A 22,735-nucleotide genomic window follows, 5' to 3' on the forward strand; every position below is an offset into this window, starting at 1 on the left:
TCTGACTGAAATACTGAAAAGGAAGTCGAGTCATGAGTTGTATTGTCACGTTCACCATTTTCCCGCTGGAGCGGGATGACCAGGGAACCTTTGCCCCTTACGTCGCTCAGGCGTTGCAGATCATCAAGGATTCCGGATTGCCCTACGAGCTGGGTTCCATGGGAACCGTCATGGAAGGTGAGTACGATGAGATAATGGCTGTCATCAAGCAGTGCCACGACGCCATGCGCCAGGGTTCCGGCCGTGTCTACATGACCATGGCGGTGGATTCCCGCGAAGGTGACGGCGGACGCATGGCCCAGAAGGTCGGGAGCGTGGAGGAACTGCTGAAATGAGCGCCTCGGCCGAACTGATCGCCTCTGTCTGGAACGATATTCTCGCGGTGCGCGACAAGGGACCGCTGGTGGTCAACATCACCAACTATGTGGTCACCAACAATACCGCCAATTCCCTGCTGGCCCTCGGAGCCTCCCCGGCCATGAACCACGTGGCCGAGGACCTGCCAGGGCTCGTCAATCTGTCCGGTGCCCTGGTGGTCAATCTCGGCACCCTGGCCAAGGACTATGTGGAGGGTATGCGCGTGGCCATGGCCCAGGCCAACGACATGGACATGCCCATCGTTCTCGACCCGGTGGCTGCCGGAGTGAGCGATTTCCGCACCGGTCTGGCCGTCGAGTTCATCGAGAACTACAAGCCCGCCATCATCCGGGCCAATGCCTCGGAGATCATGGCCGTGGCCGGAGAGGACGGCAAGCCCAAGGGAGTGGATACCTCCAAGGGCGTGGACGAGGCCCGGCCTGCGGCCCTGTCGCTCAACGAGCGGTTCGGCAGCACGGTACTGGTCAGCGGCGAGACCGATCTGGTGGTTGCCAAGGGGCGCGAGGCCAAGCTCTCCGGCGGATCGGCCATGATGCCGCGGGTCACTGGTTTGGGCTGCACCTGCACCGCTCTGGCCGGAGCCTTTGCCTCGGTCCAGAAGGACTCTTTTCAGGCCGCATTGGACACCGCGGCCGTCATGAACATTGCGGGCGAGATGGCCGCCGAACTTTCGCCCGGACCCGGCAGCCTGCAGATGCATTTTCATGATGCGCTCTACCTGATGGATGAATCGGACGTGGCTGCGCGGCTCAAGGTGGTGCTGTCATGATGAAGGCCGAGGACCTGCTGGTTTATCTGGTCACGGACCGTCCTCTCTGCCTGGGGCGTTCCCTGGAAGAGGTTGTGGCCGAGGCCGTGGCGGGCGGTTGCACCATGGTCCAGTTGCGTGAAAAAGAGGCGGATACGGGCGAGTTCGTCGATCTCGCCCGTCGTCTGCACGCGTTGCTCAAGCCCAAGGGCGTGCCGCTGCTCATCAATGACCGCGTGGACGTGGCCCTGGCCGCAGGAGTCGAAGGCGTACACGTGGGCCAGTCGGACATGCTCCCGGCAGATGTCCGCCGCCTGATGGGCGAGTCGGCCATCGTCGGCCTTTCCGTGGATACGGATGAGGAGTTGCTGGCGGCCCAGTCCGAACCCGTGGATTACCTCGGCATCGGTCCGGTGTATCCCACCGGCACCAAGAAGGACGTCAAGGGTACTCCCTGGGGACCCGATGGCCTCAAACGGGCCATGGGCATGACCTCAATCCCGTTGGTGGGCATCGGCGGCGTGCATCTCAGGGATGTTCCGGCCATTGCCGAGTCGGGCGTGGCCGGTATCGCCGTGGTTTCGGAGATTTGCTCCGCGCCTTCGCCCAGAGACGCCACGCAAGCCCTGGTGCGTGCCATGCGGGGGAGTGTCTGATTTCCACTCAACGAATGGAGAGCTGATGTCGCTTACCGTGAAGCTGGATTGTTCCGGCATTGATTGGGAGGCTGTGGCGAATCTGCTGCGGCGGGTCGGTATGGCCCATTATGATCCGGCGGTGCATGAACGGGCCTTCACGGCCAGCCATGCCACGGTCTTTATCCTTGATGACGGAAAGCTGGTCGGCTTTGGCCGGGCCATTTCCGACGGGGAATATCAGGCAGCCGTCTACGATTGCGCGGTGGATCCCGAGTGTCAGGGCAAGGGCGTCGGCTCCCTTATAATGAAGCACATTCTGGACGGCGTGGCCGGGTGCAATGTCATTCTGTATGCCGCACCGGGCAAGGAAGGTTTTTACCGCAAGCAGGGATTTAGCGACATGCGGACGGGCATGGCGAAATTTACCAGCGTGGACATCATGCGGGACAAGGGGTTTATCGAATAGCCGCTTGTTTTGCGTTTCGGGCGTCGGCGGATGTGTTGCCGCTTTGTTTTGCACCGGCTACAGGTGGGATTTGAATGCAGCTGAATCTGAAGTTTGATTGTGACGGTATCGATTTCGAGTCTGTATTGCAGTTGTTGCGCAGCGTAGGCATGGGTGCTCGATCGCTGGAGGACCATATACAGGCCTTCAAGGCCAGTCGTACCGTGGTCTTTGTCTTTGACGGCGAGCTTTTGATCGGGGTCGGCCGCGCCATTTCGGACGGCGTGCGCCAGGCGGCCATCTTTGATTGCGCGGTTCACCGGGAATATCAGGGAAAACGGATAGGTACTCTGATCCTGGATGCGATTCTGGAGCGTGAGGCCGGGTGCGATGTAACCCTCTTTGCCGTGCCGGGAAAGGAGGGCTTTTACGAGAAGCTCGGATTTCGCGCCATGAAGACGGCCATGGCGAAGTTCACCAGGGAAGCCGCCATGCGTGAGTCGGGATACATCGAGTAGCGATTTTATCAGCAGCGGGTCAGCCGCTGCATGGCGTCGGCCAGATGCCGGAGCCAGATGTCCACCAGCCGGTCGTATTCCCCGGCCCCCTTGAGCACGGCCTCACAGGCAATGCCTTCCTTTTCCAGCCGGGTCTTCCAGCTGTGCTCCCCGTCACCGACCATATCTTTGGCAACATGCCAGCCCGCACCGAAGAGGAAGGGGAGCAGGTACGCCTTTTTTACCCCATCCTTCCGGAACCGTTCGATGATCGCGTCGATGCCGGGCTCTGCCTCCATGGCGCCCAGGTGGACAGTGTTGTCCCGTGCCTGGAAGGCGTGGTGCAGGGTCTCGTAGTAGACGTTGCCGTCGTGCTTGGTGCCGTGCCCCATGAAGAGCACGGCGTCGTTTTCGCCCTTGCCTTCCTGGGCGATGGAGAGAATGGCGTCGGCTACCGCCTCCACGCCGGGGTCACCGGCCACCAGCGGAAATCCGACCTCCACGCGGGTGAAACCGCCTTCGGCCAGCATCTGCTGGTTGGCCAGCGTGAGCAGTTCGTGGAACTCGGTGCCGGGAATGAGATGCAGGGACTGGATGGCCACATGGGTCACGCCTTCCCCGCGCAGCCGGGCCAGGGCGTCCGGCACGGAGTCCACGGCCTCGCCCTTGCGCTGCATATGGCCCCGGATGGTCTTTGAAGTATAGGCCACCAGGACCGGCACATCGGGATGCGCCGCCCGGACGCGTTCGGTGATGTGACCGAGCGCGGCCATGGCGTTCTTGTTGCGCGAGCCGAATGCGGCGAGGATGATGGCTGTTTTCATTTATTTCTTTACCAGGGCCAGCGAGAAGTAGTGGGGCCGGGACGGTGCGTCGTTGATGTCCATGAGGATGGACTCGCCCTCCATGCCCAGGCGGGAGACCAGGACGGTCTTGTCGCCCAGGCGCAGCCGCTTCAGCGTGGCGCGAATTTCCTCGAAGTTTTTGTACGCCTTGAGAATAACGGCATTGTCCGCCACGTCAAGCTGGCGTTCCAGAACTTCCGGGTCGGCCACGCCCGAGGTGATGAGCAGGGACTCGCTGGATTCGGCCAGAACCAGCCCGATACGGGCTGCGGCGGCGTGAAAGGATGTGATGCCGGGAATGGCCTGTAGCCGGACGTTGTGGTCCATTTCCAACAGCGTGCGTTGCAGGTAGCCGTAGGTGGAGTAGGTCAGCGGGTCTCCCAGGGTAATGAACGCGCCGTTCAGCCCCTGATCGAGGACCTCGTGAACGATCCGCGCGTTTTCGCGCCATGCCTCTTCCAGGGCGTCTTTGTCCTTGGTCATGGGGAAACCGAGCTGTTCGATGCGCACGTCCGCCCGCAGGTGGGGTTGCGCAATGGAAAGGGCCGTGGAGTAGTCGTTTTTGGTCGAAGCCGCCGCAAAGATGACGTCCACCTCGCCCAGTGCGCGCACCGCCTTGAGGGTGAGCAGTTCCGGGTCGCCTGGGCCGACGCCGATGCCGTAGAGTATACCTTTTTCGCTCATGATGTTCCTTACCGGATGCCGCCGGGATACAGCAGTTGATGGACGGTTTCGATGCCCTGAAGAAGACGCATGGTGGGCCGGGAGACGAGATGCTCGTCAACGAGAAAGACATTGCGGTCGCGCACGGCCTTGATCCGGGAGGCGGCCGGGGCGTTGGCGATGTCTCGTTCCGAGACTTCGTTCATATGCCCGTGCTGGGAAAGGTAGACGTCAATTTGGGACCCCTTGTTCAGCATTCGCTCCAGGCCGTAATTGGCAATATTGCTGTCGTGGTTGGCCTTGGCGTCGGTTGCGACATTGCGCCCGCCAGCCGTCTTCAGGACAAAGAGCGGCATGGAACCGGGAGTAAATGTGGCGTATTTGCGGTGTACGGATTCGAAGAAGACCTTGGGACGTTTGTTTGCCGGCACGCGGTCCAGCCTGCTTTCGGCCTTTTCCAGGCCGCTCTTGAAATTCGCGATCATCTTTTCGGCCTCAGGCTCCTTGCCTGTCAGACGCCCCAGCTTGCGCCAGTAAGCGTACATCTGGTCGATGGTCGAGGGTTGCAGCGCCAGAACCTTGATGCCCTGCCTCTTGAGGGCACTCCACAGCGCGGGATGGCTGCGCAGGTGCATGGGGCGGATGAGTATCAGGTCGGGTTTGGCGGCCAGGAATTTTTCCACTCCGTCCCTGGCGTTGAACTGGGGTTTCGTCAGCGCCTCGGATGGGAAGTCCTCGCTGGTGCTTACGCCGATTATCTGTTCGTCCAGCCCGAGGTTGAACAGGTTTTCCGTATGTGCGGGATAAAGCGAGATGATGCGGGTGAACGGCGCACTGAACTCGATGGTGGTTCCGGCGTCGTCGGTGATCTGCCCGCCCCTGGCCGCAACCGGCAGGCAGAGCAGGAAGACAAGTAGAATGACAAGTTTCTTCATGATCGGTTTTCTCTGGTGAAGGTGATGACCGGGTGGCCGTCTTCCGGATGTATGGCCATATGGGCCCGGACGCCGAAGATATCCTGAATGGCGTCGGGCGTGAGCACGTCGGCCGGCGTACCCAGGGCGAGAATCCGCCCTCGGCCCATGAGAATGATGCGGTCGCAATAGGCCGCAGCCAGATTGAGATCGTGGAGCACAACGCCCACGGTCCGATTCTTTTGTCGAGCCAGCCGTGACAACTCCGCCATGGTGGCGATGCCGTGCCGGATGTCCATACTGGAAGTGGGCTCGTCGAGCAAGAGCGCCGGAGCTTCCTGGGCCAGTGCCCGGGCGACAACGGCACGCTGCCGTTCGCCGCCGGACAAGGTGTCCAATGTACGATCCGCAAGCGGTGTCAGTTCCATGGCCGCCATGGCGCGTTCCGTCGCCTCCAGGTCATCCGCGGATGGATGGGCGAACCTGGGGATGTGCGGATGGCGGCCCATGAGCACGACCTCCCGAACCGTGAATGGAAACGGGAATGGCGCGGATTGTTCCACCATGGCGAGCAGGCGTGCCAGCGCCGAAGGGCGAACGTCCCGCACCGGCACATCGTTGATGAGCGCCTCGCCTTGGTTCGGCAGCAGGTGTCCGGCCAGCAGGTCGAGCAATGTGGTCTTGCCGCAGCCGTTGGGGCCGAGGATGCCGTGCAGCAGTCCCGGACCGAGTTGCAGGTTGACGTCGCGCAGGACAGGCTCCCTGCCATGGCCGAAGGTGAGGTCGCGAAGGGCCAGGCGCGCTTTAGCCATGCAGCCTCCCGCTTCTGGTACGGGTGAATATCCAGCAGAAGACAGGGCCGCCTATGAGGGCGGTCAGCACGCCGATGGGTACCTCATGGGGCAGCGCGGCCCGGGTGACGGTATCCGCACTGAGCAGCAGCAACCCCCCGGCCAGCCCCGATGCGGGCAGCAGGACCCGGTTGTCCGGCCCCACGGCCAGCCGCATCAGGTGGGGGATGATGAGTCCCACGAATCCGATGATGCCGGAGACGGATACGCAGACCGCGCTGATCAGGGATGCCGTGAGCAGCAGGATCAGACGGACACGGCCTGTATCCACGCCCAGTGACCGCGCGGAGCGGGCGCCGAGGCTCATGATGTTCAGGTCTCTCGCGTAGAAGAGGCAGACCGCGAATCCGGCCAGGGTGACGCAGCCGGTCAGTGCGGCGTCTGTCCAGGTGCGGGAGACAAAGCTGCCCATGAGCCAGAAGACGATGGTCGCCACCCGCTCGTCGGCAAGGTACTTGATGAAGCTGATGCCTGCCGAGAGGATGGCCGAGACGATGACGCCCGAGAGAATCAGGTTGGTCGGGGCGAGGTCGTTATCCCGCCCGGAGAGGGCCATGACCGCCACCAGGGTGGCGGCAGCGCCGATGAAGGCGGCGGCTCCGAGGGTGGCGGGGCCGAGGAAGTTCAGCCCCAGGAGCAGCGCCAGGGCGGCGCCGAAGGCCGCGCCGGAGGATACGCCGAGGGTGAACGGGTCGGCCAGGGGATTGAGCAGCAATCCCTGGAAAACAGCGCCCGCAACGGCCAGCCCGAAGCCGACGGATATGGCGGAGACGATGCGCGGCAGGCGGACGTCCACCACCACGCTGGTGTGCAGCATTGCCTTGGAATCCGCCGCCTCCCGCAGGGAGCCGAGCACCGCCTGTATAACCTCGCCCGGGGACACGGCAATGAAGCCGAGACCGGAGGCGATCATCCCCAGCGCGACCAAAAGCAGGACGAGCAGGGCAATGATGACGGCGGAGCGTGCGGTTGTGCGGGGAGCGGCGGCCATGGGTATCCTCGGGCGTTACTTGTCCAGAACGTCCTTGAGGTGGTCGGCGTAGATATCCGCCCAGGCGTTCAGGGAGCCAAGTCCGCGCAGTTCGGGCGTTACCTGGAAGCCTGCTTTGGTCAGCACGGATTTCCAGGAGTCGTCCTCGTCACCGGCCATGTCGTTGTTGGCGTGGTCGCCCGCAACGATCATGAAGGGCTTGAGCAGGATCTTCTTTTTGCCGCTGGCCTTGATGGACGGGATGATGGCTTCCAGTCCGGGAAAGCCTTCGACACAGCCGATGAAGATCGGATAGCCGTAGGCGGCCTGCAGCTCATGCTGGGTCTCCATGTAAATGCCGGTGGAGAAGAAGTCGTTGCCGTGGCCCATGTAGACCAGGGCGGCGCCCATCTTTTTGGCCTGGTCCACGTCCGCCTTCAAGGCCTTGACGCCGACGGCGATGTCATCGGTATAGGGATAGGCATCGCCGGGCATTCCCAGGGCCGGGCGGCCCAGCGCCAGGCGGGTGAAGACCGCGTTCTTGGCCTTGAGAGTATGAATGTTGGCGAGGGTGCCCACCAGATTCTTGAGGTCCGTGAATTCCTCTCCGGCAAAGACGTGCAGGGATTGGACAGTGACGTCCTTGTAGCCTTCGTTCTGCAGGTCCGCGATGGTGGCCAGCGGGCTCTTCACGAACAGCATCTCATGGGGGACATCGGCGTTGGCCTTCTGCCAGGCCGTGTCGTCCTGCCGCTTGTGCCAGATTTTCCGGATGATGGCGGAGGTGAAGGCAAGACGGACCGGCACGCCGGGGCAGGCCTTTTCGATGCGGGTCTTGATGTTGAGGATGGATTTGAGGCCAGTGGGGTAGGACGTGCCGAATGCGGCCAGAACAACGGCTTTTGGGGCCGGGCCGGATTCGCCGTGTCCGGCCATGGCCGGTACGGTCAGGGTGAAGACGAGCGCGACGGCCAGCGCGGAAAGTGCGGCCGTCAATTTGCAAAAGGACATGATGCCTCCTGAGCGGAGGGGCTGTTTGAGGAAAAAAAATAAAGCCTCCTTTCCTTCACGCATTTGAAGGAAGGAGGCCGTTTTCCCCTTCTATGTACCCACAGGCGGTAAGCCCTCGTACCACCGGGGCAGACCAATAGCGTATTCAGGCAGGTCTTCCGGCTGGCTCCTTCGTCTCCGCCTTCCCAGCAAAATAGCCAGTGGCATGATGGCGACGAAATGGCAGAGCGTCACGGCGGCGGGTCCGCTCCCGGTTTTCACGGGATTCCCTATAAAGTCCGTCAGGACACCTGAACCGCAGCAACCTATACGCGAGGGCTGATGGCGTCAAGCAACATGGACGCAATCAGCCCCGTTTTGAAGATCTGTGCAGGCGCGCCTCGAAGTGTCGCATCATCTCTTCCGTGTCGATGACCAGCGCGTCGGACTCGCCCATCATGCCGTAACCCAGGATCGGAATATCGAAGATTTCCTCCACGGGGACGGTAAATCCGGTGATGACCACCTGCTGCTGTCTGAGCACTTCATCCACCAGAATGGCCGCCTTGTAGTCGCCCACACGGACCACTATGGCCTGCGCCAGTTCGATGTCCTCCACCTCGGGCGTGAGTTCCAGCAGGTCCGCCAGGCGGAGCAGCGAGTGAACCTCGCCGCGCACGTCCACGGTCTCGCGGCCATCGGGCAGTGAGACGACTTCGTTGAGCTTGGGCATGTATATTTCCACCACGTCGCGGCTGGGGACGATAAAGGTATCGCCGCCGACCTTGCAGACGAGCGCTTCCACGATACCTTCGTTGGCGGAGCGGTCCAGCGGAATCGAGATGGTGAAGGCTGCACCGTGTCCCAGATCGCTTTCGATGGTCACGTCGCCGTCCAAGGTGTTCCGGATGGCGTTGACCACGGCATCCATGCCTACGCCTCGGCCGGAAACATCGGTGATTTTTTCGGCCGTGGAGAAGCCCGACTGGAGCACGAACTGGAGAATTTCATCCTGCTCGTATTCCTTGTCCGAATCGGCCAGCCCCTTTTCCAGGGCCTTGGCCAGAATGCGGTCCGGGTCCAGTCCCTTGCCGTCGTCGCGGACCTGGATGAAGGCGCTGTCGCCCTTGCGCCATGCGGCGAGTGTGACCTTTCCGGTCTCGTCCTTGCCCGCGGCCTTTCGACCTTCCGGGTCTTCAAGGCCATGGTCGACCGCATTGCGGAGCAGGTGGACCAGCGGTTCGTTGAGGCTTTCCACAATGGTCTTGTCCAGGGCGAGGTCGTCGCCGGTGACTTCGAATTCCAGTTTCTTGCCGATTTTCTGGCTCAGGCTTTTTACCAGACGGTGCATGGGCATGAATATCTGCTTGAGCGGCACCAGACGGATGGCGTCCACCTCGCGTTGCAGCTTGCTGATGACATTGTCCAGCTCGCGCAGGGATGAGGCCATCTGGGTAAGGTTTTGCGCACCTCCCTGGGCGATTACGGCATAGGTTACCATGAGTTTGCCAACCAGTTCGATGACGCGGTCCAATCGGTCTGTGCCGACACGGATGGAGGAAATGGCCTGAGCTGCCATTCCCTTTTCCTGCTTGGCCTTTCTCTTTGGCTTGCTTTCCGCCTTTTCCTCTTCCTTGGCTTCAGGCGCCTCGGTCTCCTCAGCTTCTGCCTCCGCCGTGGGCGGCTCTTCAAAGGCCTTTGCCGCAGCCTCTTCGGATTCCGGCTCCATCTCGACTTGCGCCTTGGCGTGAGTCTTGGATTCCTTGATGCCCATGGAGGTTGCACCGCTTTCCAACAAACCGGAAAGGGCGAAGAAGAATCGTTTTTGAGCCTCGCAGACGCCGAGCATTGCCGTGATGATGTTGTCGTCAACCGGTGTTATGCCGTCCATGAGCATGTCGAGTATGGCGATGACTCCGGCGCTGGAGAGCTTCATGTGCGAAAGGCCGAGCGCATCCACTGCGGCACCGGTGTTCTGGCCGGTATCCGCCACTTCGAGAATCTGCTTCTCGATGTCCTCAATGCATTGGATGATGCTGTCCTGCACGGTTGCTCCTTATTGGGTCGTGAAATATGTGTCCACGTCGGGGTATACGGCTATGGTCTTGTCGAAACCCCAGGTGTACAAAATCTGTTTGGCGTCGGAGGAAAGATTGCAGGCCGCAATCTTGAACGTGACGCCCATGCTGGCCACCGCACTCCAGGCCGTGGACCCGAACGTGAGCACGTCCTCCAGGTCGAGGAGGATGCTGTCGCCAGGCTCGATGCTCAGAATGGCCGAAATGATGGGTTTGAAATGGGGCTCAATGTGAACGCGGGGGTCCTTGACCCGGATAATGGTCACATCGTTGCGGGTTGATACTTCGACTCCCGCGCCGGTGGCCTCGGCTTCCACCTGGCCGCTTGAGGAGGCTGTCAGAATGAGATCCAGGACTTCCTTTTCCTCGTCTTCGTCCCGGTCGCCGTCGCGCAATTGCTCCAGCACCTGGAAGATCATGTTGATGCCGCGAGAGAGCAGCGTCAGGTTGTCGGTGGTGGATTCCACTTCACCGGCCTGCACCTTCTTCAGAAAATCCTCTATCTTGTGGGTAAAGTGTGAGGCGGGTTCGAAACCTGCCATGAAACCGGTCACGCCCTTGATGGTGTGCAGCGGGCGCGCAAGGATTTCAATGCCTTCGCCTACAGCCTTCTGCTCCAGCAGTTCCAGCCCCTCCATTACTTGGGGGTAGTACTTGTCGTTGACCTCGGAAAAGAATTCCTCGACCATCGGATCATCGGTCATGTTCTTGTCCTCTGTCCGTCTATTTTTTCAAGAGTCCCAGTTTTTCAAGCTCCTTGTAAAGCTGATCTCTGGAGACTGGCTTTACAATATAGCCCGAAGCTTCGCCATCATAAAACGACTTGAGCACCGTTTGCGGATCGTCCAGCGCCGTCGTCATAACGACTTTGACTCTTGGCCTGAGGTTGTCGCTGTCCTCAAGCTCCCTGATTTTTCGCAAGGCCTCTATGCCGTCCACTTCGGGCATCATGATGTCCATGAGGATGAGGTCGTACGGCATTTTTTCCTCATGGGCGAGTTTGAAGGCTTCTACTGCTTCGCGCCCGTTGACCACTATCTCCACTTCGAACAACGTAAGCAGAAAGGATCGCAGGACTTTTCGGCTCAGGAATTCATCTTCAACTATGAGAGCTCGCATGGCTTCCTCTGGCTTGGATTAAAATAAGGGCTCTTTTTAAGAGTTATCATATGTAATCGAAAAAGTTGTCAATGTGATGATAGCAAAATATAACGTCATTTTTGTGTTTGTTCTCGTTTGGCCGTTCCCCTTGCCATGAGTCCGCCAGTCAGGTACCAAGCCCGCATGTCTCAATGGATAACCGACAGGCGAAGGGAGAGGATCGAGCAGGTCCTGGCCCGCCGGCAGAAAGGACTGACACTGGTTTTTGACAATATCTGGGACCCGCACAATGTCTCGGCAGTGTTACGCAGTTGCGATGCATTCGGGGTGGCGGACGTCCACCTGTATTATACCGAATCCCAGTGGCCGGAGCTGGGGCGCAAGAGTTCGGGGTCGGCCAAGAAATGGATTCGACGTACCCAGCATGTGGATGCGGAGGCCATGGTCGGCGAACTGAAGGGCGCCGGATTTCATCTGGTTCGCACCGGATTTTCCGACACGGCCAAGCCGCTCATGGATGTCGATTTTACCGGCAATACCGCAATAATTCTCAGCAACGAACACCGGGGAACGGCCCCGGAGCTTGCCGCCCTGGTCCCGGACGAGGTCTACATTCCCATGCAGGGCATGGTGCAGAGTCTCAATGTCTCCGTGGCGGCTGCCGTCATTCTCTATGAAGCGTTCAAGCAGCGCCATGAGGCCGGGTTGTATGACTCTCCGAATCTCGATGCCGAGGAATTGGAGGCCATGCGCCGGGACTGGTGTTCCCGCTAAACGGGTACCGTGCGGTTTTTCGTTGAAAAAAAGGCCGTTCAGGTATAAACAAACCGCCAAGTTCTTGGGAGCGGCTCCGGCTTGGAGACCGTTACCGGACGGGAGGTAGCACTTGTTTAATTTGCTCAAAGCCATGCTCGCCGGACAGGTTGTGATCTATCCCACCGAGACGCTTTATGCCCTTGGGTGTGACGGTAGCAACGAAGCTGCGTGCGAGCGGGTGATCGAAATAAAGGCCCGCCCTTTGACAAAGCCTCTCCCGCTGATCATCGGCGGAGTTCAGATGCTTCCCCTTGTCACGGCCGAACGCCCCTCCGCTCTGGAGGAGTTGACCAAGTTCTTCTGGCCCGGGCCACTGTCCATTCTGGTTAAGGCCCTGCCCGAATTGCCCCGGCAGGTCTGTGATGCTGATGGCTACACCTCGGTCCGCTGGAGCGGGCATCCTTTTGCGGCCGAGTTGGCCCGCAGGCTCAAAAAGCCCATAGTTTCCACCAGTGCCAACGTCAGCGGCGGCAAGCCCGTAGCCCTGCCGGAAGATATAGATCCCTACCTTGAAGAGCACGCGGGAGCGGTCTATCACGATCCGCCCTGGCCGCGCGGCGGCAAACCCTCCACCGTGGTTCGGGTGCTCGGCTCCTCTCGGCTGGCCGTTCTGCGCGAGGGCGCGATTTCCGTAAAGATGCTTTGCGACAAGGGCTTTTCCGTCACCATCGCATCCTGATTATAACGGGGTTCCCATTTATCTCCGTCGTGTGCTATGAGCGGCAATAGGAGGCAAAATGGGTTGTGAACTCGATGAAGCTGAACTGGACCGCATTCTCATTGTAGAAGACAGCCGGTCCATTGCGCAGGAGCTCCAGCGGTCCATAGGGGCCGCCTTTTCCCTTAGCGTCGAGGTCGCTTCGGACTATGCACAGGCCGAAGAAATGCTCGGCGGCTTTGGCTCCTTCCCTTTTCTTGCCATTCTTGATCTGACCCTGGCCGACGCGCCGAACGGTGAGATTGTCGACCTGTTCAGGAACAAAAACATCCCCAGCATCATATTCTCTTCCGATTTTTCGGAGGAAACCCGGGCGCGCATGTTCGCCAAGGGGATTATCGACTATGTGGTCAAGGACGGCCAGGCCGTGTCCAATGTTCTGGACTATATCCGGCGGTTGCGGCGCAACCGCGGAATCCGGGTGTTGGTGGTCGATGATTCCGCATCCTCAAGGGCCTTGCAGTGCTCGCTGTTGCGGCGGCAGATGTTTCTGGTAGATGAAGCGGCGAGCGGGACCGAAGCGCTGGAGATTCTACGTGGCGAGGAGGAAATTAGTCTGGCCATTGTCGACTATATGATGGGCGACATGGATGGCGTGGCGCTCATTCGGTCAATAAGAGGGGAGTTCGGGCGTGAGAAATTGCCGGTTATCGGCGTTTCTTCGTCGAAGGACCCGATGCTGACTGTTCGTTTCCTCAAGCATGGGGCCAGTGATTTTCTTGCCAAACCCTTTGAGGCGGAAGAATTCAATTGTCGGGTGGACAATGCGGTGGAGATGGTCGAAGCCGTTCGCCAGCTTACCTGGGCCAACCGGATCAAGAACCAGTTGCTTGGAACCGCCGTGCATGACTTGCGCAGTCCTATCAGCGGCATCAAGGGCTTTAGCGAGATGCTGCTCGACAACGTTTACGGAGAACTGGCCGGTGAACAGCGCGAGGTCATCGAGTTCATTCATTCGGCCAACAGCCAGATGGATACGCTGGTCAATGATCTGCTGGATATTTCATCCATCGGGGCGGGGCAGTTGCGGCTTAACCGTCGGTTGGGAAGCCTTGTCGATGTCGCGAACAAAGCTATTCATTTTCATTCCCTGGCGGCCAAGGCCAAATCCATCACTATCCTGCCGTTGGAGGGGGAGGCGCCGCCATTCGGTTTTGATGCCCAGCGCATCGGACAGGTACTGGATAATTTGCTGAGCAACGCCATCAAGTTTTCTCAGGTGGGCACGACTATTCGCGTTACCCTTGAGGTGGTGGACGGGCAGGCCAGGGTTTCGGTCCTTGACCAGGGACAGGGCATTCCCGAGGACGAACTCGAAGAATTGTTCCAGTCCTATCACAGGACTAGCGTCCGCCCCACAGCCGGGGAGGCCAGCACCGGTCTGGGGCTGGTCATTGCCAAGAAGATCGTGGAAGTACATGGCGGGACCATCGGGGTTGAATCCGAGCCCGGGCATGGTTCCACCTTCCATTTTTCCCTGCCCATGAACTGATACCCTTTGCCGTTGTGTCTGCCCTGCCGAGCCGCTATGGTGAGCCAAACCATGGAGGAAATCCTTGCAGCAGACAAAGCAATGTCCGCGATGCGGCGAAGAGATTGTCGTGTATCGCAATCCGGTGCCTACCGTGGACGTGGTTATTCACGTTGTGGATGAGTCGGGGGAGGGCGTTGTCCTGGTGGAGCGCCGCAACCCTCCGCATGGCTGGGCGCTTCCCGGCGGATTTGTGGATTATGGCGAGTCCTGCGAACAGGCCGCAGTGCGCGAAGCCTTGGAGGAAACCGGGCTGGAAGTGGAACTGGGCGACCTGCTCGGCGTCTATTCCGACCCGGCGCGCGATCCGCGCCAGCATACCCTGAGCGTGACTTATATGGCCAGGGCCCGAGATATGGGGATTCTGTGCGCTGGGGATGATGCGGCCAATGTCCGCGTCTTTCCGCTCGACGCGTTGCCGCCCCTTGCCTTTGATCATGCCGTTATTATTGATGATTTCCGGACGCGGCTTGAAGATGCGAAACGGGCGTGACCTGTGCCTTCGTGCAATAATAATAAAATATGAATTCAGGTGGATATGAAGATGAGAACCCTGTGTGTGACGCTGGGGGACCCGTGCGGTCTCGGCCCGGAACTGGTGGCGCGGCATTTTGCCGAGGAAGGCGTGCCGACAAACGAGCGTGTACTGGTTATCGGCCCGGAAAAGCCGCTGAGACGGGAGATGGAGCGCATAAACGCATCCTTTGGCATTGAGCCGGTTGCCGATGCCGGAAGTTTGCCGGAAAAGCCCGGACTGTATCTGCTGACGCCGCCGGAACTGGCGGATATTGAGTTCTGCCTTGGCGAGCCCACGGTGGAAGGTGGCAAGTCAGCCGGAGTCAGTCTGGATGCCGCGGTGCGCCTCATTGACGCAAGCGTAGCCCAGGGGCTGGTCACCTGCCCGCTGAACAAGGCCATGTTGCAGCAGGCAGGCTTTGCCTTTGCCGGACATACCGAGTTCTTGGCCGAAAGGGCCGGGGTAGGGGCGGACAAGGTGTGCATGCACCTCTGCGGGCACGACCCGGACGACATGGCTTCACCGAAGTTGCGGGTCAGTCTGGTGACCACGCATCCCGCTCTCAAGGATGTGGCGAAGCTGATCACCCGAGAGCGTATTTTGAACTGCCTGGAACTTACAGTGGACTTCCTGAAACGTCTCGGCCTGGATGGCCCGGTGGTTGTCTGCGGGCTCAATCCGCACGCAGGGGAGTCGGGTCGCATCGGAGACGAGGAAATCACCACCATTGCTCCCGCCCTGGCAGAAGCCCGGGCCCAGGGGCTGAACGTGGTCGGCCCCCTGCCTGCGGATACGGTGTTTCATTTCGCGGCGCACGGCAAATATCCGGCCGTGCTCGCCATGTATCACGATCAGGGATTGGGGCCTCTCAAGCTCATGCATTTCAGCCGGGCGGTGAACGTCACCCTTGGGCTGCCGTATGTGCGTACCTCGCCGGACCATGGCACGGGCTATGATCTGGTGGGCAAGGGCGAAGCCTCGGTGCGCAGTTTTCATGCGGCTCTGGACATGGCCCGCCGTCTCGTGGGAGAGCGGTAGCATGGCCCGTTCCTTTGTCTTGCTGGATCGTGATGGTACGATCATTTACGACCGGCATTACCTGAGCGACCCGGAAGGGGTGGAGTTGCTCCCTGGCGCGGCCGAGGGCCTCAGAAGGCTTATAGATCTCGGTCTCGGTCTGGTGGTCGTCAGCAACCAGAGCGGTGTGGGGCGGGGGTATTTCGACGAGGCGTCGGTGCAGGCCTGCAACTCGCGAATGGCGGAACTGCTGGCCCCGTACGGTGTCACTTTTGAGGGCATGTATTGGTGCCCGCATACGCCGGAAGAGGAGTGTGACTGCCGAAAACCGGAGCCAGGGCTCATACAGCGGGCGGCGCGGGAACTGGATTTCGATCCGGCCGCCAGTTTTATGGTCGGAGATAAGATCGCGGATATGGGAGTAGGGCGTAATGCAGGAGCCGCAACCATTCTGGTGCGTACCGGCAAGGGAGCCGATCATGAAGCGCGCTGCCGGGATCTGGCCGACTTTGTGGAGGATGATCTGCGCGGCGTGGCTGATCGTATTGCTTCGCTGCTGTTGGCGAGGCCATAACCCTGGTGATTTTGTCGGAGCCTGTACTGGGCCGACATTATGGCAATAAAAAAGGCCGGCTCCCAAGTAAGCCGGCCTTTTTACTACAGCAAAACGCAAACTACGCTTTTTGCTTGTCGAGAAATCTCGCTACCAGACACATGGCGATGGCAAAACCTATTTCAAGAGCGTCCATCGGGATGGTGATCCATCCCACCTCAGACCAGTAATTCATTATATTTCCACTCCATACTGAATGTTCAGGTGGAGCTTTCTACCAAAGCGGAAAATGGTTGTAAACCAAAAAAAGGACGGCCGAAGCCGTCCCTGTAATTCGGTATAGGCGACGCGTTATTCAGCCAGTTTCTTTTGGGCGAATTTGAGCATCTTGGCGGCTTCGGCAAACTTGGGATTGAGATTCACTGCTGTCTGGGCGGAATCGGCCATCTTTTTCCACTTGCGCCAGTCGAAGTACAGGCGGCCGAGATTGTAATGCAGGTATTCGTCGCTGTCGGTCAGCGTCAGGGCCTTGAGATAGTACCTCTCGGCGGTTTCATAATCCTTCATCTTGCGCAGGACCATGCCGATTCGGTTGTACAAGTGAATGGCGTTGGGGTCGTCACGCAGGGCATCGTCCAGCATGTGGAATGCTTCCTGGTAGCGGCCCGCATTGAGATAGCGGTCTGCAATGTCGGCCTTGAGGTCCACATCGCCGCTGAATTCCTTGATGAGCTGGTCGAAGGTCGATTTGGCCTGATCCCATTCCTGATTGTCTAGGTGTTGCTGGCCTTGCTCCAGCGCCTTTTTCTTTTGCCCCATGAGGGCTTGCATCTGGCCCTTCACATCGTCGCTCAGGGCGTTTTGCAGCTCCTGGAGCAGCTCGCGCATGGCTTCGAGCAGCGCACGTTCCTCCCCTGGCTTGTAGCTGATGACGAGGGGGTATATCTTGCGCAGTTTGGCGTCGTTGTTGAGCGCCATGGTGACCTTGTCCAGAATCTCCTCGAACTCCTTGCGCTCTCCTTTCATGACCGGGTTCTTCATGAACAGTATGAGCCCGTCGTGCACAGCCTGCACGGCCGGCATATACTTGCCCTGCTTGAGGTGGGTCGGAATGGCGTTGAGCTTTTTGCGCGCGTTTATGAGGTCGTTGGACATGGTTTAGGTCCTCTTGCTGGGGATGCCGGGTTGGGATCGGTTTATTTTCCTATGCTGTCTTTAACCATATCACGATAACGTTTGAAAAAGTAGCGGCTATCGTGCGGTCCCGGGCTCGCCTCGGGGTGGAACTGGATGGCCAGGATGGGCAGTTCCTTGTGGCGGAACCCTTCCAGGGTGTTGTCGTTCAGGTTGACGTGGGTTTTTTCCAGGCAGTCGATGCCGTCCACGTCCACGCAGAAGCCGTGGTTCTGGGAAGAAATCTCAATTTTTTCGGTCTGCAGGTCCATGACGGGATGGTTGCAGCCATGGTGGCCGAACTTGAGCTTGTAGGTTGTGCCACCCATGGCCAGACCGAGGATCTGGTGGCCCAGGCAGATGCCCGCCACCGGCATGTCCTTGCACAGGTCCTTGGTTGCCTCCACGGCGGTGGCCACGGCGGCGGGGTCGCCGGGGCCGTTGGAGAGGAACACTGCCTCGGCACCGGTCTCGCGCACCTGGGCCGCGGTGTAGTGGGAGGGCAGGACAATCATGTCGAATCCCTGGTCCGCCATCAGGCGCAGGATGTTCCACTTGATGCCGAAGTCATAGACGGCCAGCTTGGGACCGGTGCCCTTCCAGGAAAAGTCTTTGAGGTCATCCATGAACACGGGCTTTTTGCCGTCCCATGTGTAGGGCTTGTCCGCTGAAACACGGTCGGCCAGGTTGAGGCCTTCCATTTTTTCGATGGAGCGCGCCTTGTCCACCAGCTCATCCGGCTTTACGTCACCAGCCGCCATGTAGCCGCGCTGGGCGCCGTTGATGCGCAGGTGGCGGGTCAGGGCGCGGGTATCGATGCCTTCGATGCCCATGATCCCGACCTGTTTCAGGTACTCGGGCAGGGACATGGCGGAGCGCCAGTTGCTCGGCTGCTTGCAGCATTCCTTGACGATGAATGCCTCGGCCTGAACCTTGTGGGATTCAACATCCTCCGGGTTCACGCCATAGTTGCCGATGAGGGGGTAGGTCATGGTGACCATCTGTCCGGTGTAGGAGGGATCGGTCAGAATCTCCTGGTAGCCGGTCATGCCGGTGTTGAAGATGACCTCGCCGGAGGCTTCGCCTTCGCCGGTGAAGCTCTCTCCCTTGAAAATGGTGCCGTCTTCCAGGGCCAGGATCGCTTGCATCAATTGTTCTCCAAAATATGCTTCACGGTTTCGAGATCGTCAGGCCTGTCCACGCCGTGGCAGACGTGCCGCGTCTCGGTCACGTAGATGTCGATGCCGTTATCCAGCAGGCGGAGCTGTTCCAGCTTCTCCCGCTTCTCCAGTGGGCTCGGGTCCAGGCTGCCGAATCGTTGCAGCGCCTCCATGCGGAAGGCGTAGAGGCCGATGTGCAGCAGAAACCCGTGCATCTTCTCGTCCCGGTCAAAGGGGATCATGGCGCGCGAGAAGTAGAGCGCCCGTCCGCTTTGTGCCACTACGACCTTGACCCGGTCCGGCGAGGCCGCCTCTTCCCTGCCCAGTGCGGTGACCAGGGTGGCCACCCGAACATGCGGGTTCTCGAAGGGCATCACCAGCTCGGTGAGCATGGCCGGTTCCAGGGCAGGTTCGTCTCCCTGGATATTAACCACAACCGCGTCATTGTCGAGTCCCAAGGTTTGGGCGGCTTCCAGTACCCGGTCGGTTCCGCTGCTGTGGGCGGCGGAGGTCATGACGACCGGCACGTCCAGGGCAACGGCGGCGTCATAGATGCGCCGGTCGTCCGTGGCCAGGGTGACGCTTTGCATCTGCGGGCACTGGCTGGCCCGGTTGTGGACGTGCCAAAACATCGGTTTGCCCAGGATCTCAACCAGAGGCTTGCCGGGAAAGCGCGAGGACTCGTACCTCGCAGGGATGATGCCGTGACACTCGGGAAATGCGTTCATGGTATTACGTGAAGACGCTTGTTAAACCGGATTGAGGAATTGGGCAACCTGTTTGGACACGGCTTTCGCGCCGCCCCTGCGCAGGCGGATGTAGTCGGTGGCCGCCGCGGCCACGTCCTTGCGCTCCGGCGTGTTGTCCAAAAGCCGGACCAGGGCGTTCAGGGCCTCGTCCGCATTCCGGGCCTCCACAGCCAGTCCCGTGTCCATTATCTCGCGGCCCACCCAGGCGAAGTTGGTCCAGTGCGGGCCGGTTACCGGCGTGACCCCGCAGGTGAGCGGTTCCAGAAAGTTCTGCCCTCCCAGCGGGGCCAGACTGCCGCCCACAAAGGCGCAGCTGGCGAGGCCGTAGGCGGGCATCAGCTCACCAAAGGTGTCCCAGATGATCACGGTACCCGGGGTGGCCGGGCCGGTGAGGCGGGAACGCAGGGTGATGTTCAGCCCGGCACCGTCAAGTGCCTTTTCCCACAGCGGAACATGGTGCATGTGGCGGGGGAAGAGGCCGATGACGGCGCCCGGCCTTTGGCGGACCAATCCGGCGGCCAGCTTTGTCACCGGCGAAATTTCCTGCCTGCGCACAGAACCGAGAATGACGAAGGGAGCCTTGGCCGGGATCAGGTCCTTGAGAGGATTGTCCTTGCGGGGCATGGGGCGTGCCCCTGCCATGCGGTCGAACTTGATATTGGGCATGACCCAGATGCGGTCACGGCCGAAAAGGGTGCCGAAGCGTCGCCCGTCAGCCTCGGAAATGGCCATGACCCGTTCCGGGGACAGGGCGCGAAACAGGCCGGGCCATGCCATGTAGGCACCAAGGCTTTTGGTGGTCATGCGGCCGTTGGCCAGCAGAACCGGGACGTCCTGCTTGCGGCAGGCGTTGAGGAACCCGGGCCATATTTCGGTTTCCAGGATCAGTACCGCGCGGGGGCGGATATGCTCCACCATGCGCTGCATGATGTCCGGGGCGTCAAAGGGGAAATACCAGGGCTGGATGGCCAGTCCCGCCCGTTTTGCATTCAGTTCGTCGGCCGTGCGCGTCAGTACCTCGAAGCCCTGCGCCGTGTTTGTGGTCACGAGCACGCGAAGCGTCTCGCCTTTCAGAGGGGAGAGCTGGGAGAGGACCTCTCGGGTCAGGTAGGCCTCGCCGCCGCTGGCGGACTGAACCCACAGATGGGCCGGAGCGGGCAGGCCGCCGTTCAGGGTCCGTTGGTCCCATCCGTCGCGCAGACGGTGATTGAACCGGAGCAGCGGCAGTGCCGCTTTCCAGGCCAGACCGTAGGCGGAGAGGGCGAGCCGTACCGAGGTGGGCAGGGAAGCGGGCATATCAGCCTTCCTTACGTGCCAAGCCGAGCCTTATCAGCTCGGCGATAAGCTCTTTGAACCCGAGGCCGATCGCCGCAGCCGCACGGGGGACAAGGCTGGTGGGCGTCATACCGGGCAGGGTGTTGACTTCCAGCAGATAGGCGGTGCCGTCCTCGGCCAGGATAAAGTCGCCCCGGCTGTAGCCGGTAAGGCCCATGGCCTTGTGCACGGCGAGCATCTGCTCCTGGACGGTCCGGGTAACGGTTTCATCCACGGGGGCGGGGCAGATTTCCTCGGCCCCGTCTTCGGCATATTTGTTTTCGTAGTCGAAGAATTCAGCGCCGGTTTTGGGCCGGATCATGATCAGCGGCAGGGGGCTATCGCCCAGAATGCCGCAGGTCAGCTCAACGCCGGGGATGAATTCCTCCACCAGCGCGGACTGGTGCATGGCAAAAACCTTGTCCAGAGCTTCGGGCAGTTTGTCCGCCGTCTTGACCAGACTCATGCCCAGGCTCGAACCGCCCTTGTTCGGCTTGACGAACAGGGGATAGTCAAGGCCGGGGGCTGCGTCGCGTCCCTGCACGGCGGTGATCATTTCCCACTTAGGGGTGGGAACGCCCAGAGTATCGAAAAGCGCCTTGGAGGCCGCTTTGTTCAGGGCCAGATAGGAAGGCTCGGGCATGGCTCCCTGATAGGGACAGCCTACTTTTTCGAGCATGGCCTGAACCAGTCCGTCCTCGCCGGGCGAGCCGTGGAGGTTGAGAAACGCGAAGTCCGCCTTTGCGGCGGCGGACATCAGTTTGCGGAAATCCAAAGCAGGGTCGAGGAACGTCACCTCATGCCCAAGTTCCTCCAGGGCGGCGTGAATTTTTTTCGCGCCCGTGAGGGAGACTTCCCGCTCGTCAGACCAGCCGCCCGCTATCAAAATCACATGCATTGAGGTCCACCTTCAGGGCTTTTTCCAGGCACGCTTCGAGCTCCAGGGCCTGTCCCCTGGTGATCTCGATCCGTTTCCGGACGTAGTCGTTGATGCCGTAACGTACTATCAGGTCGTCAAAGCGGGATTCGATGCTCACCACTTTGTCGTGGCGAACCCGCTTGTCCGCATAGATGACGGCCAGAGGAGTGAGATATTTTACCACATCCATGGCAAAGGGCCAGTAAACGTGATGGGTTACGCCGGTTGCTATGGCCGGGTTGTGTGTTGCCTCCATGGCCCAGGCACCGCCGAGCTGGCTGTGGTTGCCGCCGTGACGGATGCAGTAGGTCTTGGCGATATCGTGCAACAGGGCCGAAGCGTTGACCGTCGGCACGTCCACATCAATGCCGAGTTCTCTACCGCGCCGGGCGATGAAGGACGCAACCCTGGCAACCTGTCGGCTGTGGGCCGCCACGTTGTCGAGCATGGCATACTGTTCCCAGTAGACCTCGCACTGCCTGTCATCGGGCACGGGCAATGATGGGTCGATGATTACTGGAGGAGGCGGGGGCAGGGGCAGGGGCGTTTCGGGCACCATCCCGGCCAGGAATCGAGGCTTTTCGGTCGTCATTTTCAAATTTATGAGTGGTCGGACGCTTCATTGCCTCCGGCAGGCCTTAACATACCAGCAGGCGTGGCAAAAATAAAGGCCGGACAAAGTGAAATGCGATTTGTTTTCGGCACGAAAAAACCGGCGGGCACAGGCGCCCGCCGGTTTGTTTGTTACTTGTCGGCCAAAACTAGTGCTGGCCGCCGCCGCAGGTGTGCTCCATGGAGAACTGCGGCAGGCTGTCGTGCAGGAAGGCCTGGACAGCCGCGCCGACCGAGGGGGCGCCGCCGTTGTGGTAGACGGTGATGCCGACCTGGTTGAAGCCCTGCAGGGGGCGGAAACCCATGCCGCCGGCGATGAGCGCCTTGACGTCGTGGGCGGCCAGGTGGTTGACCGGAGCCATGCATCCACCCTGCTGGTGGGGCACGTTTTCCAGGGTTTTCACGCTTTTGATCTGACCGTTGGCAACTTCCACCAGGGTGTAGATGCCGCAGTGCCCGAAGTGGGCGTCAACAGCCGCGTCCAGTCCGCCGGGAAGAGCGGAGGGAATGGCAACAATCGTATCCATGTCTAATTCTC

The 22,735-nt window shown here is 60.2% G+C and carries 27 protein-coding genes and 1 riboswitch; of the genes, 11 read left to right on the forward strand and 16 right to left on the reverse strand.

Annotation, left to right across the window (positions count from 1 at the left end):
- Positions 1-32 precede the first annotated feature (32 nt).
- The 5 genes from ACI0FG_RS04895 (at position 33) to ACI0FG_RS04915 (ending at position 2,727) form a co-directional block, all read left to right on the forward strand.
- Complete coding sequence (locus ACI0FG_RS04895; RefSeq protein WP_419787437.1) at positions 33-335, forward strand: MTH1187 family thiamine-binding protein; 303 nt, start codon at positions 33-35, stop codon at positions 333-335.
- Positions 332-1,147 carry a hydroxyethylthiazole kinase gene (thiM, locus tag ACI0FG_RS04900; protein WP_419787438.1) on the forward strand — a complete coding sequence of 272 codons (816 nt, stop codon included), beginning with the start codon at positions 332-334 and terminating at the stop codon, positions 1,145-1,147. The genes ACI0FG_RS04895 and thiM overlap by 4 nt, the downstream gene beginning before the upstream one ends.
- Positions 1,147-1,782, forward strand: a complete 636-nt coding sequence (gene thiE / locus ACI0FG_RS04905) for a thiamine phosphate synthase (RefSeq protein ID WP_419788359.1) — start codon at positions 1,147-1,149, stop codon at positions 1,780-1,782. The genes thiM and thiE overlap by 1 nt, the downstream gene beginning before the upstream one ends.
- Positions 1,783-1,807: 25 nt before the next feature.
- A complete protein-coding gene (locus tag ACI0FG_RS04910) occupies positions 1,808-2,230 on the forward strand; it encodes a GNAT family N-acetyltransferase (RefSeq protein WP_419787439.1) in 423 nt (140 codons plus the stop codon).
- 74 nt (positions 2,231-2,304) lie between these two features.
- Positions 2,305-2,727 (forward strand): GNAT family N-acetyltransferase, encoded by a 423-nt coding sequence (locus tag ACI0FG_RS04915; protein WP_419787440.1) that lies wholly within the window; start codon positions 2,305-2,307, stop codon positions 2,725-2,727.
- Positions 2,728-2,735: 8 nt separating this feature from the next.
- On the opposite strand, the gene ACI0FG_RS04920 is transcribed toward ACI0FG_RS04915, so the two are convergent.
- The 9 genes from ACI0FG_RS04920 to ACI0FG_RS04960 all read right to left on the reverse strand — a co-directional run bounded on the left by ACI0FG_RS04920 (position 2,736) and on the right by ACI0FG_RS04960 (position 11,136).
- On the reverse strand, positions 2,736-3,530 hold the full coding sequence (locus tag ACI0FG_RS04920; RefSeq protein WP_419787441.1) for a sirohydrochlorin cobaltochelatase: 795 nt from the start codon (positions 3,528-3,530) through the stop codon (positions 2,736-2,738).
- On the reverse strand, positions 3,531-4,235 hold the full coding sequence (gene cobI, locus ACI0FG_RS04925; protein ID WP_419787442.1) for a precorrin-2 C(20)-methyltransferase: 705 nt from the start codon (positions 4,233-4,235) through the stop codon (positions 3,531-3,533). It lies immediately after the preceding gene.
- Positions 4,236-4,243: 8 nt separating this feature from the next.
- Entirely contained in the window at positions 4,244-5,149 is a 906-nt protein-coding gene (locus tag ACI0FG_RS04930; protein ID WP_419787443.1) for an ABC transporter substrate-binding protein, read from the reverse strand.
- Complete coding sequence (locus ACI0FG_RS04935; protein WP_419787444.1) at positions 5,146-5,940, reverse strand: ABC transporter ATP-binding protein; 795 nt, start codon at positions 5,938-5,940, stop codon at positions 5,146-5,148. The genes ACI0FG_RS04930 and ACI0FG_RS04935 overlap by 4 nt, the downstream gene beginning before the upstream one ends.
- Positions 5,933-6,970, reverse strand: coding sequence for a FecCD family ABC transporter permease (locus ACI0FG_RS04940; protein WP_419787445.1), 1,038 nt, complete (start codon positions 6,968-6,970; stop codon positions 5,933-5,935). The genes ACI0FG_RS04935 and ACI0FG_RS04940 overlap by 8 nt, the downstream gene beginning before the upstream one ends.
- A 15-nt stretch (positions 6,971-6,985) precedes the next feature.
- Positions 6,986-7,960 (reverse strand): sirohydrochlorin cobaltochelatase, encoded by a 975-nt coding sequence (locus ACI0FG_RS04945; RefSeq protein WP_419787446.1) that lies wholly within the window; start codon positions 7,958-7,960, stop codon positions 6,986-6,988.
- Between the two features lie 131 nt (positions 7,961-8,091).
- Positions 8,092-8,268: riboswitch (cobalamin riboswitch) on the reverse strand.
- A 38-nt stretch (positions 8,269-8,306) separates the two neighbouring features.
- Complete coding sequence (locus tag ACI0FG_RS04950) at positions 8,307-9,986, reverse strand: chemotaxis protein CheA (RefSeq protein ID WP_419787447.1); 1,680 nt, start codon at positions 9,984-9,986, stop codon at positions 8,307-8,309.
- 9 nt (positions 9,987-9,995) lie between these two features.
- A complete protein-coding gene (locus ACI0FG_RS04955) occupies positions 9,996-10,721 on the reverse strand; it encodes an Hpt domain-containing protein (protein ID WP_419787448.1) in 726 nt (241 codons plus the stop codon).
- Between the two features lie 19 nt (positions 10,722-10,740).
- Positions 10,741-11,136: a response regulator gene (locus ACI0FG_RS04960; protein ID WP_419787449.1), complete on the reverse strand. Its 396-nt coding sequence runs from the start codon at positions 11,134-11,136 to the stop codon at positions 10,741-10,743.
- A gap of 165 nt (positions 11,137-11,301) precedes the next feature.
- Here ACI0FG_RS04960 and ACI0FG_RS04965 point away from each other — a divergent pair, with 165 nt between their 5' ends.
- The 6 genes from ACI0FG_RS04965 (at position 11,302) to ACI0FG_RS04990 (ending at position 16,291) form a co-directional block, all read left to right on the forward strand.
- A complete protein-coding gene (locus ACI0FG_RS04965) occupies positions 11,302-11,892 on the forward strand; it encodes a TrmH family RNA methyltransferase (protein WP_419787450.1) in 591 nt (196 codons plus the stop codon).
- Between the two features lie 112 nt (positions 11,893-12,004).
- Complete coding sequence (locus ACI0FG_RS04970; RefSeq protein WP_419787451.1) at positions 12,005-12,613, forward strand: L-threonylcarbamoyladenylate synthase; 609 nt, start codon at positions 12,005-12,007, stop codon at positions 12,611-12,613.
- Between the two features lie 58 nt (positions 12,614-12,671).
- Complete coding sequence (locus ACI0FG_RS04975; protein ID WP_419787452.1) at positions 12,672-14,144, forward strand: hybrid sensor histidine kinase/response regulator; 1,473 nt, start codon at positions 12,672-12,674, stop codon at positions 14,142-14,144.
- A 64-nt stretch (positions 14,145-14,208) separates the two neighbouring features.
- Positions 14,209-14,676: an NUDIX domain-containing protein gene (locus ACI0FG_RS04980; RefSeq protein ID WP_419787453.1), complete on the forward strand. Its 468-nt coding sequence runs from the start codon at positions 14,209-14,211 to the stop codon at positions 14,674-14,676.
- Between the two features lie 51 nt (positions 14,677-14,727).
- A complete protein-coding gene (gene pdxA, locus ACI0FG_RS04985; RefSeq protein WP_419787454.1) occupies positions 14,728-15,738 on the forward strand; it encodes a 4-hydroxythreonine-4-phosphate dehydrogenase PdxA in 1,011 nt (336 codons plus the stop codon).
- A gap of 1 nt (position 15,739) precedes the next feature.
- Positions 15,740-16,291 carry a D-glycero-alpha-D-manno-heptose-1,7-bisphosphate 7-phosphatase gene (locus tag ACI0FG_RS04990; RefSeq protein ID WP_419787455.1) on the forward strand — a complete coding sequence of 184 codons (552 nt, stop codon included), beginning with the start codon at positions 15,740-15,742 and terminating at the stop codon, positions 16,289-16,291.
- A 330-nt stretch (positions 16,292-16,621) separates the two neighbouring features.
- Here ACI0FG_RS04990 and ACI0FG_RS04995 read toward each other — a convergent pair whose 3' ends face one another.
- The 7 genes from ACI0FG_RS04995 to ACI0FG_RS05025 all read right to left on the reverse strand — a co-directional run bounded on the left by ACI0FG_RS04995 (position 16,622) and on the right by ACI0FG_RS05025 (position 22,724).
- A complete protein-coding gene (locus tag ACI0FG_RS04995; RefSeq protein ID WP_419787456.1) occupies positions 16,622-17,425 on the reverse strand; it encodes a tetratricopeptide repeat protein in 804 nt (267 codons plus the stop codon).
- A gap of 41 nt (positions 17,426-17,466) precedes the next feature.
- On the reverse strand, positions 17,467-18,591 hold the full coding sequence (gene carA / locus ACI0FG_RS05000; RefSeq protein ID WP_419787457.1) for a glutamine-hydrolyzing carbamoyl-phosphate synthase small subunit: 1,125 nt from the start codon (positions 18,589-18,591) through the stop codon (positions 17,467-17,469).
- A complete protein-coding gene (kdsB, locus tag ACI0FG_RS05005) occupies positions 18,591-19,331 on the reverse strand; it encodes a 3-deoxy-manno-octulosonate cytidylyltransferase (protein ID WP_419787458.1) in 741 nt (246 codons plus the stop codon). The genes carA and kdsB overlap by 1 nt, the downstream gene beginning before the upstream one ends.
- Before the next feature lie 21 nt (positions 19,332-19,352).
- Complete coding sequence (locus tag ACI0FG_RS05010; RefSeq protein WP_419787459.1) at positions 19,353-20,648, reverse strand: 3-deoxy-D-manno-octulosonic acid transferase; 1,296 nt, start codon at positions 20,646-20,648, stop codon at positions 19,353-19,355.
- A gap of 1 nt (position 20,649) precedes the next feature.
- Positions 20,650-21,564 (reverse strand): D-alanine--D-alanine ligase family protein, encoded by a 915-nt coding sequence (locus ACI0FG_RS05015; RefSeq protein WP_419787460.1) that lies wholly within the window; start codon positions 21,562-21,564, stop codon positions 20,650-20,652.
- Positions 21,530-22,177: an HDIG domain-containing metalloprotein gene (locus ACI0FG_RS05020; RefSeq protein ID WP_419787461.1), complete on the reverse strand. Its 648-nt coding sequence runs from the start codon at positions 22,175-22,177 to the stop codon at positions 21,530-21,532. Before ACI0FG_RS05020 ends, ACI0FG_RS05015 begins: the two co-directional genes overlap by 35 nt.
- A gap of 169 nt (positions 22,178-22,346) precedes the next feature.
- Complete coding sequence (locus tag ACI0FG_RS05025) at positions 22,347-22,724, reverse strand: NifB/NifX family molybdenum-iron cluster-binding protein (protein ID WP_419787462.1); 378 nt, start codon at positions 22,722-22,724, stop codon at positions 22,347-22,349.
- Between the last annotated feature and the right edge of the window lie 11 nt (positions 22,725-22,735).

The sequence above is a fragment of the Pseudodesulfovibrio sp. 7M6 genome (genome assembly GCF_050058625.1).
In the GTDB taxonomy this organism is placed as follows: domain Bacteria; phylum Desulfobacterota; class Desulfovibrionia; order Desulfovibrionales; family Desulfovibrionaceae; genus Pseudodesulfovibrio; species Pseudodesulfovibrio salinus.